The organism is Virgibacillus phasianinus (assembly GCF_002216775.1).
GTDB lineage: Bacteria > Bacillota > Bacilli > Bacillales > Amphibacillaceae > Virgibacillus_F > Virgibacillus_F phasianinus.
The window spans coordinates 1,212,062-1,230,798 of record NZ_CP022315.1; the positions used below are offsets into that span (position 1 = coordinate 1,212,062).

21 protein-coding genes and 1 pseudogene are annotated in these 18,737 nt (G+C 39.0%); 17 read left to right on the forward strand and 5 right to left on the reverse strand.

The features are described from left to right. Positions 1–118: 118 nt before the first annotated feature. Positions 119–1,285: an aminotransferase class V-fold PLP-dependent enzyme gene (locus CFK37_RS06200; RefSeq protein WP_089061035.1), complete on the forward strand. Its 1,167-nt coding sequence runs from the start codon at positions 119–121 to the stop codon at positions 1,283–1,285. Positions 1,286–1,318: 33 nt separating this feature from the next. Next, entirely contained in the window at positions 1,319–2,023 is a 705-nt protein-coding gene (locus CFK37_RS06205) for a DUF554 domain-containing protein (protein ID WP_089061036.1), read from the forward strand. 36 nt (positions 2,024–2,059) lie between these two features. Here the strand turns inward: CFK37_RS06205 and yyaC are convergent, their stop codons facing one another. Beyond that, the gene (yyaC, locus tag CFK37_RS06210) at positions 2,060–2,692 is read right to left on the reverse strand and encodes a spore protease YyaC (RefSeq protein WP_089061037.1); all 633 of its coding nucleotides are present in this window, start codon (positions 2,690–2,692) and stop codon (positions 2,060–2,062) included. Between the two features lie 99 nt (positions 2,693–2,791). Between yyaC and CFK37_RS06215 the strand changes: the two genes are divergently transcribed. From CFK37_RS06215 to CFK37_RS06255, 9 genes and pseudogenes are all read left to right on the forward strand, one after another. Beyond that, on the forward strand, positions 2,792–3,820 hold the full coding sequence (locus tag CFK37_RS06215; RefSeq protein WP_089061038.1) for a YkvI family membrane protein: 1,029 nt from the start codon (positions 2,792–2,794) through the stop codon (positions 3,818–3,820). 90 nt (positions 3,821–3,910) lie between these two features. Further along, positions 3,911–4,834 (forward strand): mechanosensitive ion channel family protein, encoded by a 924-nt coding sequence (locus tag CFK37_RS06220; protein WP_245837320.1) that lies wholly within the window; start codon positions 3,911–3,913, stop codon positions 4,832–4,834. A 17-nt stretch (positions 4,835–4,851) separates the two neighbouring features. Continuing rightward, positions 4,852–5,049 carry a DUF951 domain-containing protein gene (locus tag CFK37_RS06225; RefSeq protein WP_089061040.1) on the forward strand — a complete coding sequence of 66 codons (198 nt, stop codon included), beginning with the start codon at positions 4,852–4,854 and terminating at the stop codon, positions 5,047–5,049. 238 nt (positions 5,050–5,287) lie between these two features. Beyond that, positions 5,288–6,385, forward strand: coding sequence for a redox-regulated ATPase YchF (gene ychF / locus CFK37_RS06230; RefSeq protein WP_089061041.1), 1,098 nt, complete (start codon positions 5,288–5,290; stop codon positions 6,383–6,385). A 129-nt stretch (positions 6,386–6,514) separates the two neighbouring features. After that, entirely contained in the window at positions 6,515–6,805 is a 291-nt protein-coding gene (gene rpsF, locus CFK37_RS06235; RefSeq protein WP_089061042.1) for a 30S ribosomal protein S6, read from the forward strand. Between the two features lie 15 nt (positions 6,806–6,820). Then, the gene (ssb, locus tag CFK37_RS06240; RefSeq protein ID WP_089061043.1) at positions 6,821–7,315 is read left to right on the forward strand and encodes a single-stranded DNA-binding protein; all 495 of its coding nucleotides are present in this window, start codon (positions 6,821–6,823) and stop codon (positions 7,313–7,315) included. 20 nt (positions 7,316–7,335) lie between these two features. Further along, the gene (gene rpsR / locus CFK37_RS06245; RefSeq protein ID WP_089061044.1) at positions 7,336–7,566 is read left to right on the forward strand and encodes a 30S ribosomal protein S18; all 231 of its coding nucleotides are present in this window, start codon (positions 7,336–7,338) and stop codon (positions 7,564–7,566) included. An 81-nt stretch (positions 7,567–7,647) separates the two neighbouring features. After that, on the forward strand, positions 7,648–8,079 hold the full coding sequence (locus tag CFK37_RS06250) for an SRPBCC family protein (RefSeq protein ID WP_089061045.1): 432 nt from the start codon (positions 7,648–7,650) through the stop codon (positions 8,077–8,079). Between the two features lie 56 nt (positions 8,080–8,135). Beyond that, a pseudogene (locus CFK37_RS06255) lies at positions 8,136–8,407 on the forward strand (ArsR/SmtB family transcription factor). Between the two features lie 8 nt (positions 8,408–8,415). On the opposite strand, the gene CFK37_RS06260 reads toward CFK37_RS06255, so the two are convergent. From CFK37_RS06260 to CFK37_RS06275, 4 genes are read right to left on the reverse strand one after another with little or no spacing between them, the layout of a single operon-like run. After that, the gene (locus CFK37_RS06260; RefSeq protein WP_089061046.1) at positions 8,416–9,048 is read right to left on the reverse strand and encodes an ATP-binding cassette domain-containing protein; all 633 of its coding nucleotides are present in this window, start codon (positions 9,046–9,048) and stop codon (positions 8,416–8,418) included. A 14-nt stretch (positions 9,049–9,062) separates the two neighbouring features. Next, positions 9,063–9,740: a molybdate ABC transporter permease subunit gene (gene modB / locus CFK37_RS06265; RefSeq protein WP_089061047.1), complete on the reverse strand. Its 678-nt coding sequence runs from the start codon at positions 9,738–9,740 to the stop codon at positions 9,063–9,065. Between the two features lie 25 nt (positions 9,741–9,765). Further along, positions 9,766–10,536, reverse strand: coding sequence for a molybdate ABC transporter substrate-binding protein (gene modA, locus CFK37_RS06270; protein WP_089061048.1), 771 nt, complete (start codon positions 10,534–10,536; stop codon positions 9,766–9,768). 10 nt (positions 10,537–10,546) lie between these two features. Beyond that, a complete protein-coding gene (locus CFK37_RS06275; protein WP_089061049.1) occupies positions 10,547–11,035 on the reverse strand; it encodes a DUF1189 family protein in 489 nt (162 codons plus the stop codon). Between the two features lie 490 nt (positions 11,036–11,525). On the opposite strand from CFK37_RS06275, the gene CFK37_RS06280 reads away from it, so the two are divergent. From CFK37_RS06280 to yycF, 6 genes are all read left to right on the forward strand, one after another. Then, on the forward strand, positions 11,526–12,467 hold the full coding sequence (locus CFK37_RS06280) for a YybS family protein (RefSeq protein ID WP_089061050.1): 942 nt from the start codon (positions 11,526–11,528) through the stop codon (positions 12,465–12,467). A 36-nt stretch (positions 12,468–12,503) separates the two neighbouring features. Further along, positions 12,504–14,477: a DHH family phosphoesterase gene (locus tag CFK37_RS06285; RefSeq protein ID WP_089061051.1), complete on the forward strand. Its 1,974-nt coding sequence runs from the start codon at positions 12,504–12,506 to the stop codon at positions 14,475–14,477. Continuing rightward, positions 14,474–14,920 carry a 50S ribosomal protein L9 gene (gene rplI / locus CFK37_RS06290; protein WP_089061052.1) on the forward strand — a complete coding sequence of 149 codons (447 nt, stop codon included), beginning with the start codon at positions 14,474–14,476 and terminating at the stop codon, positions 14,918–14,920. Before CFK37_RS06285 ends, rplI begins: the two co-directional genes overlap by 4 nt. A gap of 81 nt (positions 14,921–15,001) precedes the next feature. Next, positions 15,002–16,375 (forward strand): replicative DNA helicase, encoded by a 1,374-nt coding sequence (dnaB, locus tag CFK37_RS06295; RefSeq protein WP_089061053.1) that lies wholly within the window; start codon positions 15,002–15,004, stop codon positions 16,373–16,375. A 228-nt stretch (positions 16,376–16,603) separates the two neighbouring features. Continuing rightward, the gene (locus CFK37_RS06300; protein WP_089061054.1) at positions 16,604–17,893 is read left to right on the forward strand and encodes an adenylosuccinate synthase; all 1,290 of its coding nucleotides are present in this window, start codon (positions 16,604–16,606) and stop codon (positions 17,891–17,893) included. Between the two features lie 136 nt (positions 17,894–18,029). Next, positions 18,030–18,734 (forward strand): response regulator YycF, encoded by a 705-nt coding sequence (gene yycF / locus CFK37_RS06305; RefSeq protein WP_089061055.1) that lies wholly within the window; start codon positions 18,030–18,032, stop codon positions 18,732–18,734. The last annotated feature ends 3 nt before the right edge of the window (positions 18,735–18,737 follow it).

Genomic DNA, 18,737 nt, shown 5'->3' on the forward strand with positions numbered 1-18,737 from the left:
GTCTTTTTTAATATGTAAGAAGATCGGCTTTTATCGTTAATGTACAAGTTCTTGACGACTAATGAAGCTTTTTAACCAAGGTTTGTTTTTCTACTATTCGAAAAGGGATGGATATAAGATGATATATTTCGACCAGGCTGCATCTTCTTTTCCCAAGCCAAAGGCGGTTGCTGAAGCAATGGTATATGCAGTTAATTCTGTTGCGGCGAATCCAGGCAGGAGCGGGCATGCCCTTGCCAGACAAGCATCAAAGATAATAACTAGTACACGGGTGAAAACAGCGGAATTGTTTGGTTGCAGTAATCCAAAACAAGTATTATTCTACCAAAATGCTACTGTAGGTTTAAATCAGGCTATAAAGGGATTGACATGGCATAAAGGTGATCATGTCATTGCATCTGCTTATGAGCATAATTCAATCCGAAGACCACTAGAACACATAAAAAACAAGCACGGTGTTGAAGTAACATATATAGATACACCGGAGGAAGCAGGGGAGGAGTCCTTTATTTCAGCTGTTAATGCTGCTATTAAGGATAACACACGGTTAATTGCCTTGACACATGCCTCAAATGTAACTGGACGCATTTTTCCGATAGATGATGTCATTACAATAGCTAAGAAAAATAAAATATATACACTAATCGATGCTTCACAAACAGCTGGACATATCCAAATTGATATGAAAAAACAGGGTATTGATATGCTGGTCTTTCCGGGTCACAAAGGTATAATGGGACCTCAAGGTATGGGTGTATTGCTTGTAGAAGGATCAATCGGCTTAGTTCCGATCCATCATGGTGGGACAGGTTCCTTTTCATCCTCACCTAATCAACCGGATTCTTGGCCAGAACTACTTGAAAGTGGAACACTAAACACACCAGGGATTGCAGGGTTTCATGCCGCACTATCTGAATACGAGAATCGAAAACATGAAATTGTTCCACGTGAAACAATTTTAGCAAACAGGCTCGTGGAAGCACTTGAAAAGATAGACGGTGTGATATGTTATGGACCAAATTCCAATTCTTTTCGTATGCCCATTGCTGCTTTCAATATTGCTGGAATACCTTCACAAGAGGTGAGTATGGTTTTGGATTCCCATTATAATATAGCAGTTCGCGCCGGGCTGCATTGCAGCCCATTAACACATGAATCGTTACATACAAATAAACAGGGTATTGTGCGAGCAAGTTTGGGTATTTATAATACTTCAGACGAAATAGATGAATTCATTAATGCAATAAAAGAAATTACAGCAGCATATAGGGAAGTTGAACTTTAAATAAATAAGTATTGTAGCATTGGAGTTGGGGCAATGGCTTTATATGGAACATTGATCAATGGAGCTTGCATTATTGTTGGAAGCCTGCTGGGATTGTTTTTCTCAAAGATACCAGAGCGATATAAAGAAACAGTTATGCATGGTATTGGACTAGCTGTCATATTAATCGGGTTACAAATGGCATTTTCCACAGAAACAATAATTGTTGTTTTATTAAGCTTATTGACAGGAGCAATCATTGGAGAATTCGTTCATGTCGAAGAGGGGTTGAACCGATTAGGGGCTTGGATTGGTGGTAAATTTACCACAAAAAATGAAAACTTTAGTGTTGCACAAGGGTTTATTACTGCTTCACTAATTTTTGGGATTGGCGCAATGTCTGTAATTGGCGCGTTAGATAGTGGGATACGTGGTGACCACGGAATATTAATCACAAAAGGAATTATCGATGGATTTGTCGCACTCGTGCTAACTACAACGCTTGGATTCGGAGTTGTTTTTTCAGTAATTCCTGTTGTTTTGTACCAAGGAACGATAGCCCTTTTGGCAACCCAAATTACAAAGTGGCTTCCTGAGAGCTTTTTAAATGGATTTATTGTAGAATTAACAGCTGTTGGTGGTTTGTTAATTGTTGCAATTGGATTAAATCTATTGAAGTTAACTCAAATCCGAATAGGAAATCTACTTCCTTCGCTTTTGACGATTATTCTTGTTTACTATATTTATCAATTAATATAGGGTGAAAAAGGTTGTCCATATGGGCAGCTTTTTTATTTATCCATTCTTCTGGTCATCTAGTTGCATGGATGAAGCTAAAATGGATGTAGGGATAAAGCTGTGCTGCAATTTGTTATCTATTGTAATTAATAGATTTGCTAATTGTTTTGCCATGTCTATCACAACAGATAGGCGGGTATTTTGCAAAATAGAAAACTCCATAAACCCGCTGATATTGACTACTCCGGTAAGATGGATGTCACCAATTTGTGGAAGTGTTTTATTTAGAGCAGCTCCAGGCTTTAAAGCGCCACTACCTAATATAATGTTTCCAACGGACGCCGACTTCCCTAAACATGCGTCGACTGCTATTATGTAGGGATTTCGGTGCACGTTATGAATTCGTTTAATAAATGTATCCAAATTGGTTGCATGCACAGGATCGTGAATAGTTCCGTAAATGGTTAGGTGCCTTGGTTTATGATTGGTGAGAAGGGAACCTGTCAACGGACCAAGTGAGTCACCGGTTGATCGGTCCGTACCAATACATACGACAACATATTCTTTTGGAACAGCCGGAAGCCATGAAATTATTTTTTTGCTCATAAGATCCGTAATCAATGAATCTGTGTACATTAAACGCATATTTTCTTGACCATTTTCAATAGTAAATTGTTTTTTAAGATTCATAGCTTATCCTCCACAAACATATTGGTAATAGTATACGACTTTAAAAAGATAACTATACATCGATTTTGGGTTATTTACTATTTAATTGGAGGAAAGCGAATGTGGAGCTCAGGGTTTAAATGGATGTTTTTAATTATTGGGACTACAATTGGAGCGGGGTATGCTTCTGGTCGGGAATTATGGCAATTTTTTGGTCATGAAAGTGGACTTGCTATAGCCTTGTTTGCCTTTTTATTCTCCTTATCATGTACGGTGGTTATGAATGTCAGTTATAAAAAACAATCAAAGGACTATCTGCCGGTATTACAAGTAATTGTCGGTAAAAGGCTTACCAAGATCTACGATGTTATGATTTTTCTGTATTTATTTACGACAACGGTTGTCATGCTGGCTGGAAGCGGGGCAACAGGGCAGGCCTTTTATTTTTCTTATTGGTGGGGGGTTGGATTTATTGCAGTTATTCTTGTACTTCTCTTTATGAAAGGAATTAATGGATTGTTAACGATTAACCAATTTATTTTACCTATTTTACTACTTGGACTTCTTTCCATATTATTGTTATTTACCTTTGATCAAAAACTTGCACTTTTCTCACACTGGCATGAGCAAAGAAATTGGACGGCAGCGTTCCCATTTACGGCATTAAATATCCTTCCATTAATAGCTGTATTAGGAGCCATTGGGAATAAAATTAGGTCGCGAAAAGAGGTGCTGATTGCCGGGATTGGAAGCGGAGTTATCCTTGGGGTTATTTCATATATTTATAATAATAGCTTGATCCAGATAGCCGAAGAAATACTTGTTTACGAGATACCATTATTTGCAATCCTGAAGCATTATTCTTTTGGAATCTTAGTATTTATGTCCGTCCTTTTATGGTTTGCGATCTTTACTACAGCGGCTTCGGGAATTCTGGGAATAATCACACGTATTCAAAGCCGCTTTCATGCACCATTATGGGTGATTGCCCTTATATCTATAATTATCATGCTGCCATTTACGACATTTGGTTTTTCCACTTTAATTAATTATATTTATCCAGTTTATGGCGTTTTGAATTTATATGTTTTGATGCGGTTAATGCTCTATCCAATGTGGAACAAAAATGATAATAAAAATCCCCTATGATCGGTTTGCTTTTCATCAATAAGGGAAATGATGTACTATCTATTTATAAGTACTATTCTCGGTAACTAGTAAACTATGGAGGGCATTACAGTGGACGAAGCTAACAAAAAGATTGATGATTTATGGAATTACATCACCGGACCAGACCTTTGGATTACAATTGGTCAGAGTATTTTTAACATCATTGTTACAATTTTAGTCGCGATGGTCGTTATTAAGATTGGGAAGAAAATCGTTGATAAGTTATTCATTAGCAGACAACGGGGTCCTTTTCGAATTACACAGCGAAGGGAAACAACATTAAAAAAGCTGCTGCATAACGTGCTAACCTATACGGTTTATTTTACAGCATTTATTATGATTTTGGACAGCGGTTTTGGATTGGACATTGGCCCATTACTTGCCGGAGCAGGTGTCGTTGGACTGGCAATTGGTTTTGGGGCACAAAATCTTGTCAGGGATATCATTTCCGGTTTCTTTATCATTTTTGAAGACCAATTTTCAGTTGGCGACTATATTTTCACCTCGGGGGTGGAAGGTACTGTTGAAGAAATCGGTATGCGAACAACAAAAATAATTAGTTGGACTGGCGAACAGCACGTTTTGCCTAATGGAAATGTAACACAAGTAACTAATTATTCCATTCATAACGGACTAGCGGTGGTTGATATTAATATTCCTTATGAGAGTGATATCGCAGCTGCAGAAACTATTATTGAAGAAATGGCCAAGGAATTACCTGACAAATATGAAGAAATTGTTGGAACCCCTGAAGTGATTGGTGTACAAACTTTGGAACTATCCCATTTTGTAATCCGGGTCATTGCAGAAACCCCGCCAGTGTTCCAATGGGCCGGCGCTCGGATTATCCGTAAGGAAGTGAAAGAAAGACTTTATAATAAAGGTATTCAAATTCCATCACCTCGTCTTGTTATGTATACAAGAAATGAAAGCCCAACTGCCATTGAAGCTGAAGGTGAAAAAACAGTTATGAAGCAAAGAGAACAAGAATAGAAGGAAGGTATCATTTAATGGCTGATAAAGAATTTGATTTACATGATGTTGTTCAAATGAAGAAGCCGCACCCATGCGGAGAGAACCGCTGGAAAATAATTCGTATGGGGATGGATATTCGGATTAAATGCCAAGGCTGTGATCACAGTGTTCTGATTCCGCGAAGAGAGTTCAGCAAAAAGTTGAAAAAGGTTCTTGAGAAGGAGGAACAATAAGATCAACTTAATCAAAAAAAGATTAAAAAATAGATAAAAATCTTTAATTTCCTTTTATAATACCCCTTTACAATGGATTAAAATTATAAAATAAATAATACACGGAATAATTAGCAAAAATACAGTGGACTATTCATGTATTTTTGCTTTTTCATTGCTTGTCAAATCTTATCCTTGTATTATAATTGGGAAGACTAGTACGTTCATATGAATGATATCCTTAAGGAGTGAAAGTTTTATGGCTTTAACAGCAGGAATTGTCGGGCTTCCAAACGTGGGTAAGTCAACATTATTTAATGCGATTACCCAGGCAGGAGCTGAATCGGCAAACTATCCGTTTTGTACGATTGATCCGAACGTAGGGATTGTAGAGGTTCCGGATCATCGTTTGAATAAATTAACTGAATTAGTAAAACCAAAAAAGACGATACCAACAGCTTTTGAATTTACCGACATAGCTGGTATTGTCAAAGGTGCAAGTAAGGGTGAGGGATTAGGTAACCAGTTTTTATCCCACATCCGCCAAGTTGATGCAATCTGCCATGTAGTTCGTTGCTTTGCTGACGAAAATGTAACACATGTTTCTGGAAAAATCGATCCTGTCGATGATATTGAAATTATTAATCTAGAACTAATTTTAGCAGATTTGGAAACAGTCACTAAGCGCTTCCAGCGTGTTGAAAAGCTTGCACGTCAAAAAGACAAAGCGGCATTAGCGGAGTTTGAAGTACTGACAAAACTTAAAGATGGATTAGAAGACGAAAAATCAGCGCGTTCTCTTGACTTTACAGAAGAGCAGTGGAAAGTGGTTAAACAATTACACTTGCTGACAAGTAAACCTATTCTTTATGTGGCCAATGTATCTGAGGACGAAATTGCTGCAGAAGATAACGAATATGTTAAAAAAGTAAGGGATTATGCAACCACTGAAAATGCAGAAGTAATTGTGATATGCGCTAAAATTGAATCTGAAATTGCTGAGCTTGATCAAGAAGAGAAGGTAATGTTCTTGGAAGAGCTTGGAATTAATGAATCCGGACTAGATCAATTGATTAAGGCAACTTATCAACTGCTTGGTCTTGCAACGTATTTTACAGCAGGGGAGCAAGAAGTTCGGGCGTGGACGTTTCAAAAGGGAATTAAAGCACCGCAGGCAGCAGGTATTATTCACACTGACTTTGAACGCGGGTTTATTCGTGCAGAAACTGTTTCCTATGATGACTTGATTGAGGCAGGTGCCATGGCACAAGCAAAAGAAAAAGGAAATGTTCGATTAGAAGGTAAAGAATATATTGTTAAGGATGGCGATGTCATCCACTTCCGTTTTAACGTATAAAGGATCCCTCGAAGGCTTGTATTTTCAATAGTGTTTTGGTATAATACACTATTGTGAGTAATTAACTATAAATTGCTCCTTGCTCTCATGGTAAATGAGGGCCGCTAAGACCAAAAGGAGGTGTAACGAATGACTAAATACGAAATCATGTATATCATTCGCCCAGACATGGAAGAGGATGCTCAAACAGCACTAATGGAGCGTTTCCACAAAATTCTAACTGATAATGGCGCGGAGATTGCAAAAGTTGATGAAAAAGGCAAAAAACGCCTTGCATATGAAATCAATGATTATCGTGATGGATATTATGTTATTGTGAATTTCTCAAGTGATGAAGCTGCAATCAATGAGTTTGATCGTTTAGCGAAATTCTCAGATGATATTATCCGACATATGGCAATTCGAGAAGAAGATCAATAATAAGGGGTGGTTCTGATGTTAAATCGTGTCGTACTTGTTGGCAGATTAACGAAGGATCCTGATTTACGTTATACACCAAACGGAGTGGCAGTAGCCAATTTCACATTAGCTGTTAATCGACCTTTTTCCAATCAACAGGGAAATCGTGAAGCGGATTTTATCAACTGTGTTGTATGGCGCAGACCTGCAGAAAACCTTGCTAACTATATGAAAAAAGGCAGCTTGGTCGGTGTTGATGGACGTATCCAAACACGTAATTTTGAAGGACAAGACGGTAAAATGGTTTACATGACTGAGGTTGTCGCTGATAGCGTACAATTTTTGGAAACAAAAGGTACCACACAAGGTGGGGGCCAGGGTTCATCCAGCTATCAACAAAATCAGTATCGTAATCAGAATCAAAGCCAAAATCAAAACCAAAACCAATCAAATCAAAACCAAAACGAAGAGGATCCGTTTAAAAACAACGGTCAACCTATCGATATATCAGACGATGATTTACCATTCTAAATTGAAAAGGAGGGGTATTAATGGCAGCTCGTCGCGGACGCGCAAAGCGTCGTAAAGTGTGCTATTTCACAGCGAATGGAATTACACACATCGATTATAAAGATGTTGATTTGCTAAGACGTTTTATTTCTGAGCGAGGAAAAATTCTTCCTCGTCGTGTAACTGGAACATCTGCTAAATATCAACGAAAACTTACTAAAGCGATTAAACGTGCTCGTACAATGGCATTATTGCCTTTCGTAACAGAGTAAAGAGAAGCCTTTCTTCCAGGTATGGGAGAAAGGTTTTTTATTTGGGCTTCCCGTAAGTTTACTTAAAATGGAGGAATTTTAATGAGTGAAAGTAATGTTGTGCAAGAAATAAAGAAACAGGCTACCTTTCATGCACCAATTGAGAAAGTGTGGAAAGCAGTTGCAACATCAGATGGTATTGCCGAATGGTTTATGCCAAATGATTTTAAATCGGTTGAAGGCCATCAGTTTTTTATTAAGTCACAGTTTGAAACATCAAAATGTGAGGTGTTAACGATAAATGAACCAAAAGAACTTTCTTTTACATGGGGAGAGTTTGGCTGGATTGTCACCTTTTATTTAGAGGAAAAAGAAGGAAAGACGGAATTTACTATGGTTCACTCCGGCTGGGGAATTCCAGATGAAACTATACCAGGCACATCTAGAACATACCAAACAACTAGAAACATTATGGATAACGGGTGGGCTAGGCTTGTGGATGTCAGTTTGAGGAAAGTAGTTGAGAGAAAGTGACTACCGCCCCAAAGTATGATGTTTATCAAGCAGTAGCGGATCCTACACGGAGACAAATGCTTGAATTGCTGGTCAGAGGAGACCTATCTATTAAGGATGTTAGCCAGAATTTTGCAGTAAGTCGTACGGCCGTGGTAAGTGGTAAAACATTTAAATGTTTTGGCGGAGGCAAAATTAGTAAGCGGGCCGTAAAGCAGGGCGAGAGAAACTGTACACCATTCAGCCGGGACAGCTTATAGAGTTAAAGCAATGGCTGTCATTTTTTGATCAATACTGGGATAACAAGATCTCCCTGTTAAAGCATTATGTGGAGAATGATAGGGAATGATAAGATCCTTAGTCAGGGATCTTTTCCTCTAGTAGTCTACCTTTTTCGATTTGGATAATCCGGTTGCCAACCCGTGACGCTTCAGAGTAATCATGCGTTACCATAATAACTGGTATGCTCCATGTACTGTGAAGTCGGATTAATTCATTCTGGCATTCTGTACGTGTTTTTTCGTCCAATGAGGAAAAAGGTTCATCAAGTAATAATGCATCCGGCTTCATCGCCAAGGCACGAACAAGTGCAACACGCTGTTTTTCCCCGCCTGATATTTGCCTAGGGTAGCTGTTTACCAATGATCTTATTCCAACAACATCAATTAGTTGCTCAACTAATGAGGGGTCCCTCATTCCGTATTGAATATTTTTTTCAATGGTCATATGTGGAAATAGGGCGTAATCCTGAAATACATATCCGATATTTCGTTTTTGTACAGGCAACGGTTTTGCATCACGTTTAAAAAGGTTCTTTCCATTTAAACATATTGTTCCCAAATCAGGTTGGGAGAGTCCGGCGATGCAGTTTAACAAAGTTGTTTTTCCTGAACCGGATGGGCCAAATAATACAACAATTTCATTCTCTATAGTAAAATGCATCTCAATTGAAAAGTTCTTCAGCTTTTTTGTTATATCCACTTTAAGCATCAATGTAACCCCCTTTACTTATCACTGGTGAATTTTAATATGTTCCGACCACTCCACCAATTCAGCCATAGAATTGCACTAAATCCAATGATGAGCATGCTGACCACCCAAAATACTGCTTTATCTGTGTTGCCCGATTCTACTGCGAAATAGATGGCAAGAGGTATAGTATCCGTTTTGTTGGGTATGTAGCCTGCAATCATAAGTGTTGCGCCAAATTCACCAAGCGCCCGCGCAAACGTTAATACGAGTCCAGCCAGGAGTCCCGGCCAAGCAAGCGGGAAGGAAATAGTCCAGAACACCCGCCATTTGGATGCCCCCATGGTGTATGCAGCATTTTCAATATTTGGCTCAAAAGTTTGGAAAGCAGCTGATGCACTTTGATACATCAAGGGAAATGCAACGACTGTCGCAGCAATCACAGCACCGATCCAGGTAAAAACAACTTGAAAATCAAAAACTTCTAATAATAAGCCGCCTATTGGTCCGTTTTTTCCAAACAAATATAATAGCCCAAATCCAACAACAGTTGGCGGTAATACGAGTGGAAGCATCAAAATGGATTCAATTATCCGCTTTCCGGGAAATTGATTTCTGGCTAGGATTCTAGCAAAGAGTATTCCGAAAATCAACACAATGCATGTGGCAATGCCTGCAATTTTCAACGATAGAATAAGTGGTGTATAGTTCATGATTGTGCACCTCCATACACATCAATTAATAGGAAAACCCATAATTTTTTAAAATGGTTTGTGCAGAATCGGACTGAATAAACGAAAGAAACTCTTTTGCCAGTTCTGGCTGCTCGCTCTCAGACAATACCGCCGCTGGATAAACAATCGGTGTATACAGTTCTTTGTCAATTTCCGTTAGAACTTTTACCCCTTCAGCACGATGAAGGTCACTTCCATACACAAAACCGATTTCCGCATTTCCTGTTTCAATATAGGTAAGAACCTGGCTTACATCCTTTGCAAAAACAAAGGAATCCTTTAGTTCATCCCACAGACCGAGATTGGTTAAGGCGTCTTTTGCATAACTGCCAGCTGGAACGCTTTTGGGATTACCAATTGCAATTTGGTCAAAACTTTCTTTTGACAATTCATTTAAACCACGCACTATTCCGGGTGATTTCTTTTGTGTGATCAAGACGAGATTATTTTTTGTAAAGTTTATTCGAGTGCTGGATAATAGTAAGTTATCACTTGCTAATACATCCATCCAATGCTGGTCAGCAGATAAAAAGACATCAACGGGTGCCCCTTGCTGAATTTGCTGAGCCAATTTCCCGGACCCGCTCATATTAAGGGTGATGGTAACATTCGGATTATTCGCTTCAAATTTCTCACTTATTTCGTTAAGTGCACCGGATAAACTTGCTGCAGCTGAAATAAACAGTTCCTTATTCGATGGATCAGTTGATTCTGTGCTATCGCAGGCAACTAACGTCGATAACAGCATACATAACATGAATAGTCGTTTCACCATAACCACCTCATTAAGTACGTTTCTTTCGTCTTGGATAAACGGTTACTATTTTTAGTAATATACATATAGAATAAATAAAGAAAAGCCACATCATGCTATCATCAACGGTAAATAATAGGGCAATAACTGCATATAGCAAAAAAGGAATTGTGGTCGTATAAGCTCCCATTTTCCAAAGCAACTGGAAACGTAATTTACGCTTAAGAATCTTAGCAATCCAGGTAAAAATATATGCGATCCCAGACAATACCACAAAAACAATTATCGTTAATGGAAGATAGTAGAACATAAAGAAATAAATAAGTTGAAAGAACACTGCCATATCAGCCCCAGGGCCACTTGTTCCGGTTAATCGGTCTAATAGTGCTGGAATAGCAACAATGGCCATAATAATAAACATATAAATGACCGTTATGTCCATTCCAATACGGTTTAATTGGAATACTGCACGCTTGCTTGGAAGTTTTAAGCTATCTAAAAAAGCATTGAAAAATATCATTTTTGCTCATCCTTAACAGAGAATTCACTTGCTTGTACTTTAAAGAAACTAAATCTTTATCGGTATAAAGTAAAAAAACCTAAGGCTTTCGCTATTAGTTCTTGGCGACAAGCCAAGATTTTCTAAAAGATCAGAAAGTATAAACCAAAATATGTCTAGCTCCAGCGCCCAGAAGCTGCCGTCATAAGCAATGGACACTACGAACGCTAAACCCACGCGTTCTATGGTCCCTTGCTTATGCGTCTGCTTCTAAACGGGCGCTTGCGCTTTTCTTATACCATTATAGTAAAAATCTGCAATAAAGTCGCTTGTTTGCCGTGAATAATTGATGACACTTCAAGCAATAAGATAAAATTCGACAAATATTGCCCGGGAAATAATCACCAATCAATAAAACGGTCAACAAATAGAAGAGAAATCGTGTTATCATATTATAATGAGATTAAAAGAAAACAAGGAAATGATTATCAGTAATGAGGTGCAGTAATAAATGAATCGATCAAAAATACTAACGGACGGGGCACTCCTAACAGCCATATACATTGTCTTATTATTGATATCTGTATTTGTTCCGTTAATAGAAATAATTGCTACATTTTTATTACCCATACCATTTGTTGTGTTTGCGTATCGATACGATTGGAAGCCCTCGCTAATTATGCTGGCCGCTTCCGTTTTGTTATCTTCACTTTTTGCAACAATATTTTCGATACCAGGTACACTCCTTATGGGTCTGGGTGGAATAATGATTGGCAGTGGTATGCATAAGAAATTGACACCGTATGAAACATGGGCACGTGGAACATTTGGTTTTATTATAGGGCTGCTGTTTATTTTTTTGATCAGTCAGCTTGTGTTTGATGTGAACTGGATAAATGAAATTGACAGTCTGATTGACGAATCGATGCAAATGAGTAAGGGGTTAATGGATCAGGTTGGTTTGGCTGGAGAAGCAGAGGAACAACTGAAACTGATGCAACAGCAGGTCGAAATGCTGAAGAATTTGATTCCGGTTGGTGTCGCCCTTATCGCAATTGTGTTGGCGTTTATCAGTCAATGGATTGGGTATAAGGTTATCAATCGGTTGGAAAGGAAAAAGTTCTTTTTCCCTCCTTTTCGCAATTTACGATTACCAGTATCCCTTGTTTGGATTTACTTTTTCGCAGTAATTCTTACGCTGTTCAATCTTGACCCATCGAGCATTTTCTATCATGCAATCAATAATGTGCTGGTGCTAGCTGGATTGCTAATGACCATTCAAGGATTTTCATTTATGTTTTTCTATGCACATCAAAAAAATAAGTCAAAGGCAATTCCAACTGTAATCGTGATTGTAACATTGCTTTTACCAACTTTTTTACTTTATCTTGTACGTATCTTAGGTATAATAGATATAGGTTTTCGACTACGTGATCGCATTTCAAAAGAATAAAAAAGGAACAGGAATAAGGTGTAGGAGTTGAATTCCATGCCAGATATGCAAAATAAACCAAAACTGAGCGGGCACTTATGGATGATTTATATTTTGTCTGTCGTTTTGCTCGGGTTTATTTGGTACTTTCAATGGATAATTGGTCTTATCATGACTATTATTCTTATTGGATCATTTTATTATAGTATACGAACGGAAAAGTCATTGATGAATCAGACAGAAGAATATATATCAACGCTTTCACACCGTGTTAGAAAAGTGGGTGAGGAAGCGTTATTAGAGATGCCGATTGGGATTGTCCTATTCAATGAAGCGTATTATATAGAATGGGCCAACCCATATATGAATCGATTCGCGGCCGAAGATACCTTAGTTGGCAAATCACTAAACTTACTGTCAGAGGAATTAATTCCAATGATAAAAGAAAATAAAAGTGAAATATGGTTTCAACTTGAGGGTTATGAATTTCAAACCTCCATTAAAAAGGAGGAACGTTTGCTTTATTTATTTGACCGGACAACGCAGACTGAAATTCAACAACTGTACCACAATGAACAAACAACGCTTTCGATTATTTTTCTAGACAACTATGAAGAAATCACCCAAAACATGGATGATACAATTAAGAGCCAATTGAATTCAAAAGTAACGTCTATTCTGAATAACTGGGCACATGAAAATGGCATGTATTTGAAACGAACGTCACAGGAAAGGTTTGTAGCTGTTGGTACAAAGGAAATTCTAGATCAACTTGAGAAATCGAAATTTGATATTCTGGATGAAGTACGGGAATTGAATGCTGAACAGAATATTCCTCTCACCCTTAGTATTGGTATTGGTCTAGGAAGTCTGGACCTGCCGTCACTTGGAGAATTAGCACAATCAAGTCTGGATTTGGCATTAGGGCGTGGCGGTGACCAGGTTGCAATTAAAGATGATACGGGTAAGGTCAGGTTTTACGGTGGTAAAACCAATCCGATGGAAAAACGTACACGTGTCAGAGCAAGGGTTATTTCACATGCTTTGAAGGAATTAGTCAAAGAGAGTGATAATGTTATAATTATGGGGCACAAATCACCAGATATGGATTCAATAGGTGCAGCGATTGGAATTTTAAACATAGCCAAAACAAATGGTGTGGATGGCTACATTGTTTTTGATCCGGATGATGTAAGTACTGGTGTTTATCGGTTAGTAGATGCAATTCGGGAAGAAGAGAGTCTTTGGCAGCATTTTGTTAATCCTGAAGAGGCGGAAAGTATTATTACAAGCCGCAGCTTGGTTGTGGTGGTTGACACTCACAAACCTGCTCTCGTATCAAATGAACGACTTTTAAATAAAACGGAATATAAAGTAGTAATCGATCACCACCGCCGTGCTGAAGAATTCATTGAAAACCCAACGTTGGTATATATGGAACCATATGCGTCTTCAACGGCAGAGCTGGTTACAGAACTGCTTGAATACCAGCCGAAAACCCTAAAGTTAAAGATGCTAGAGGCAACGGCACTGCTGGCTGGAATAATCGTTGATACAAAAAGCTTCACATTGCGTACGGGGTCTCGTACGTTTGATGCGGCTTCCTATTTACGGTCAAAAGGTGCGGACACAATCTTGGTACAGCAATTTATGAAAGAAGATCTGGATGTATTTATAAAACGCAGTAAACTGATAGAGCGTGCTAAGGTGTACCATGATTCCATTGCAATTTCAAAAGGCCAACATGGCGAAGAATACGGCCAAGTATTAATTGCCCAGGCTGCTGATACATTATTGACTATGAGTGGTATAAACGCATCATTTGTCATATCTGAGCGAAGTGATGGTAAAATTGGGATAAGTGCTAGGTCGCTTGGGGACGTCAACGTGCAAGTCATTATGGAAGGAATGAACGGCGGAGGTCATTTAACCAATGCGGCAACACAAATTGAAGATACAACAATAGAGGATGCGGAATTGTTGTTAAGGGATATACTTGATGAGTATTTAGAAGGAGGAGACACACAATGAAAGTAATTTTCTTAAAAGACGTAAAAGGTAAAGGAAAAAAAGGCGATGTTAAGAATGTCTCTGATGGTTACGCTAGAAACTATTTATTAAAAAATAAACTGGCTGAGGAAGCTAATGCGGGTAATATGAAAGCATTGGAAGCAAAACAACGTAAAGAAGATCAGCAGGAACAAGAAGAAAAAGAAGAAGCAATTGCTTTGAAGGATAAGTTGGCTGATCTAACAGTTGAGTTAAAAGCAAAATCAGGGGATGGCGGCCGCCTGTTCGGATCCATTACTAGTAAGCAAATCGCAGAATCCCTAGAAAAAAATTACGGATATAAAATTGATAAACGAAAAATAGAACTTGACCAGCCAATTCGTGCACTTGGTTATACAACAGTGCCTGTTAAAATTATTCCTGAGGTATCTGGTTCCATTAAAGTGCACGTATCTGAACAATAAGTAAACACTTTTACTGCTTACTCTAATTGTTTAAGAGTAAGCTTTTCTTTTAACTATACCTCGAAACGAGGGGGAATTAAGATGAGTGACACATGGAATGATCGTACACCGCCACATAATATAGAAGCCGAACAAGCGGTAATTGGTGCTATTTTTCTAGAACCAGAAGCGTTTTCCAGTGCATCCGAACTTTTATTGCCGGAGGACTTTTACCGGGCTAGCCACCAACGGATTTATGAAACAATGATGAGGCTTTCAGATAAGGGTGAACCAATAGACTTAGTTACGGTCACAACAGCCCTATCGAATGCTAAAACACTGGATGAAGTGGGCGGGGTATCGTACTTAACTGATATTGCTGGCAGTGTACCAACCGCTGCTAACATTGGATATTACAGCAAAATTGTCGAGGAAAAGTCGGTATTGCGAAGATTAATCCGAACAGCAACTGATATTGTAACATCTGGTTTTTCTAAGGAAGATGAGATAGAGGATGTTTTGAATGATGCGGAAAAAAATATTCTCGAGGTATCCCATCGTAAAAATTCAGGAGCATTCCAAGCAATTAAAGATGTTTTAATTGATGTATACGATAATATAGAAAAGTTACATCATCAGGATGCTGATTTAACAGGTGTGCCTTCAGGTTTCCGGGACTTGGACCGTCTTACATCAGGCTTTCAGCGAAATGATTTGATCATTATCGCTGCCCGTCCCTCTGTTGGTAAAACGGCATTTGCCTTAAACATCGCGCAAAACGTTGCGATTAATACCGATGAAAATGTCGCTATTTTTAGTCTGGAAATGGGTGCTGACCAATTAGTTTCAAGGATGCTTTGTGCAGAAGGTAATATTGATGCACAACGACTGCGAACAGGAAGTCTTCAGGCAGAAGACTGGAGTAAGCTGACAATGGCAATGGGCAGCTTATCTAATGCAGGAATTTATATTGATGACTCACCAGGAATTCGCGTGAGTGAGATTCGTTCAAAATGCCGGCGTTTAAAGCAAGAGCATGGCCTGGGCATGATTGTAATTGATTACTTGCAGCTCATTCAGGGTAGTGCAAATTCGCGCGACAACAGGCAACAAGAGGTTTCAGAAATATCCCGTTCCCTTAAGGGATTGGCCCGTGAATTGAATGTACCGCTTATCGCGTTGTCACAGCTTTCCCGTGGTGTAGAATCACGTCAGGATAAACGGCCAATGATGTCCGACTTGCGTGAATCAGGGAGTATTGAGCAGGATGCCGATATCGTTGGGTTCCTATATCGTGACGATTACTACGATTCTGAATCGGAAAAGCAGAATATAATTGAAATCATCATTTCCAAACAACGTAACGGCCCTGTTGGAAACGTGGAGTTAGCATTTGTAAAAGAATACAATAAATTCGTTGACTTGGATCATCGCTACAGTGAAAGTGATGTTCCACCAGCGCCGGTTCAAGCATAAGTATGTCTCATTTGATGGGGCATACTTTTTTAATGTATGGCTAGTTCGAAGTTCGGCATAGGCGAGCAAGAACGGCCGATAAATCAAAATACGGCCGAGTCTTTAACCGAACATTAATAAATTCAAAACATCCAACGTTCGTATTTAGACTTGACTAATTGACCTGGTATTGATAAAATTACGCTGTTACTTATTAAATGACAAATGATTATACAGTGGAGGTGCGCTATGTCCTCAGTAGTTGTAGTTGGAACACAGTGGGGAGACGAGGGAAAAGGTAAAATTACCGACTTTCTTTCTCAGAATGCAGAAGTAGTTGCTAGATATCAGGGTGGAAATAACGCTGGACATACAATTAAGTTTGATGGAATTACGTACAAATTGCATTTGATCCCATCTGGAATTTTCTTTTCAGACAAAATTTGTGTATTGGGAAATGGAATGGTGATTGACCCGAAAGCGTTTGTTGAAGAGCTTGCATATCTTCAGGAGCGTAACGTTACAGCAGACAACCTGCGAATCAGCAACCGGGCACACATTATTCTTCCGTATCATTTAAAATTAGATATCCTTCAAGAAGAAGAAAAAGGACTTAATAAAATAGGAACAACAAAAAAAGGCATCGGTCCTGCATATATGGACAAGGCTGCCCGTGTGGGTATCCGTGTCGCCGATCTTTTGGATAAAGACACGTTCAGGGCAAAAGTGGAACAAAATGTAAAAGAGAAAAACCGTTTATTTGAAAAAGTATATGAGGTTGAACCGGTAAATGTGGACGAGATTGTTGAAGAGTATTATGAATACGGACAACAGCTTGCCAAGTACGTTGTTGATACATCTGTTGTATTAAATGATGCGCTTGATGACGGCCGTCGTGTGTTATTTGAAGGTGCACAAGGCGTAATGCTTGATATAGATCAGGGAACATATCCTTTTGTTACTTCCTCTAACCCAATCGCGGGTGGCGTAACGATTGGATCCGGTGTTGGACCAACAAAAATCAATCATGTTGTTGGCGTATCAAAAGCATATACAACACGTGTTGGTGATGGTCCATTCCCAACTGAACTGCATGATGGGGTGGGCGATCAAATACGCGAAGTTGGACGTGAATACGGAACAACAACCGGCAGACCGCGTCGTGTAGGCTGGTTTGATAGCGTTGTAGTGAGACATGCTAGACGCGTAAGTGGGATTACCGATCTATCACTTAACTCACTTGATGTATTGACAGGAATTGAAACGTTGAAAATATGTGTTTCCTATAAATATAAAGGCCAGGTCATTAATGAATTCCCAGCCAGCCTTAAAGCTCTTGCTGAGTGTGAACCTGTTTACGAGGAAATGCCTGGATGGACGGAAGATATTACTGGCGTGAAGAGTCTTCATGACCTGCCTGAGAATGCCCGTCATTATTTAGAGCGTATTTCCCAATTAACGGAAATACCACTATCTATTTTCTCGGTGGGACCAGACAGAACACAAACCAATGTTGTACGAAGTGTGTACAGTTCATAATCACATTAAAGAAGATCAGCTCAATTGAGTTGATCTTTTTTAATTGTTACTTAAGCATTTCTTTGTATAGAATAAGACATTTAAGGTAAAGTACGATAAAATGGAGATAAGAATGTCTTAAAAGGATGTGGCTAATGTGAGTCAAAAAATACTAGTGGTAGATGATGAACAACCAATTGCAGATATATTGAAATTCAACTTAGAAAAAGAAGGTTACCAGGTCGTTTGTGCATATGATGGAGACGAAGCAATCGAGCTTGCTGAAATAGAGAAACCGGATTTGGTTTTACTTGATATTATGTTACCGAATAAAGATGGAAATGAAGTATGTCGTGAGATTCGAAAAACACAATCCATGCCAATTATTATGTTAACGGCAAAGGACTCTGAAATTGATAAGGTTCTTGGCCTTGAGCTTGGTGCAGATGATTATGTAACAAAACCGTTCAGTAACCGTGAACTGGTTGCTCGTGTAAAGGCGAATCTGCGTCGTCAACAGGCTGTTCCCGATGATTCCGTGAAAACAACAAAAGATATCGTGATTGGAAGCCTGGTTATTCACCCGGATGCCTATGCAGTAACACGGGATGGTGAACAGGTTGAATTGACACACCGTGAATTTGAACTGCTTCATTATCTTGCAAGACATATCGGGCAAGTTATGACACGGGAACATCTGCTTGAAACAGTATGGGGCTACGACTATTACGGTGATGTTCGAACAGTAGATGTGACAGTTCGCCGTCTGCGTGAAAAAATTGAAGAAAGCCCGAGTAACCCAAATTGGATTGTGACTCGACGAGGTGTTGGGTATTATCTACGTAATCCTGATCAGGGGTAGGTT

Excerpts from the sequence above, each read along its gene's own strand:
- rplI (WP_089061052.1), top strand. The coding sequence starts at position 14,474 with ATGAAAGTAATTTTCTTAAAAGACGTAAAAGGTAAAGGAAAAAAAGGC.
- CFK37_RS06200 (WP_089061035.1), top strand. The coding sequence starts at position 119 with ATGATATATTTCGACCAGGCTGCATCTTCTTTTCCCAAGCCAAAGGCG.
- CFK37_RS06215 (WP_089061038.1), top strand. The coding sequence starts at position 2,792 with ATGTGGAGCTCAGGGTTTAAATGGATGTTTTTAATTATTGGGACTACA.
- yyaC (WP_089061037.1), bottom strand. The coding sequence starts at position 2,692 with ATGAATCTTAAAAAACAATTTACTATTGAAAATGGTCAAGAAAATATG.
- CFK37_RS06275 (WP_089061049.1), bottom strand. The coding sequence starts at position 11,035 with ATGATATTTTTCAATGCTTTTTTAGATAGCTTAAAACTTCCAAGCAAG.
- CFK37_RS06260 (WP_089061046.1), bottom strand. The coding sequence starts at position 9,048 with ATGCTTAAAGTGGATATAACAAAAAAGCTGAAGAACTTTTCAATTGAG.
- rpsF (WP_089061042.1), top strand. The coding sequence starts at position 6,515 with ATGACTAAATACGAAATCATGTATATCATTCGCCCAGACATGGAAGAG.
- rpsR (WP_089061044.1), top strand. The coding sequence starts at position 7,336 with ATGGCAGCTCGTCGCGGACGCGCAAAGCGTCGTAAAGTGTGCTATTTC.
- CFK37_RS06225 (WP_089061040.1), top strand. The coding sequence starts at position 4,852 with ATGGCTGATAAAGAATTTGATTTACATGATGTTGTTCAAATGAAGAAG.
- CFK37_RS06285 (WP_089061051.1), top strand. The coding sequence starts at position 12,504 with ATGCCAGATATGCAAAATAAACCAAAACTGAGCGGGCACTTATGGATG.
- CFK37_RS06205 (WP_089061036.1), top strand. The coding sequence starts at position 1,319 with ATGGCTTTATATGGAACATTGATCAATGGAGCTTGCATTATTGTTGGA.
- modA (WP_089061048.1), bottom strand. The coding sequence starts at position 10,536 with ATGGTGAAACGACTATTCATGTTATGTATGCTGTTATCGACGTTAGTT.
- CFK37_RS06250 (WP_089061045.1), top strand. The coding sequence starts at position 7,648 with ATGAGTGAAAGTAATGTTGTGCAAGAAATAAAGAAACAGGCTACCTTT.
- ychF (WP_089061041.1), top strand. The coding sequence starts at position 5,288 with ATGGCTTTAACAGCAGGAATTGTCGGGCTTCCAAACGTGGGTAAGTCA.
- CFK37_RS06280 (WP_089061050.1), top strand. The coding sequence starts at position 11,526 with ATGAATCGATCAAAAATACTAACGGACGGGGCACTCCTAACAGCCATA.
- modB (WP_089061047.1), bottom strand. The coding sequence starts at position 9,740 with ATGAACTATACACCACTTATTCTATCGTTGAAAATTGCAGGCATTGCC.
- dnaB (WP_089061053.1), top strand. The coding sequence starts at position 15,002 with ATGAGTGACACATGGAATGATCGTACACCGCCACATAATATAGAAGCC.
- ssb (WP_089061043.1), top strand. The coding sequence starts at position 6,821 with ATGTTAAATCGTGTCGTACTTGTTGGCAGATTAACGAAGGATCCTGAT.
- CFK37_RS06300 (WP_089061054.1), top strand. The coding sequence starts at position 16,604 with ATGTCCTCAGTAGTTGTAGTTGGAACACAGTGGGGAGACGAGGGAAAA.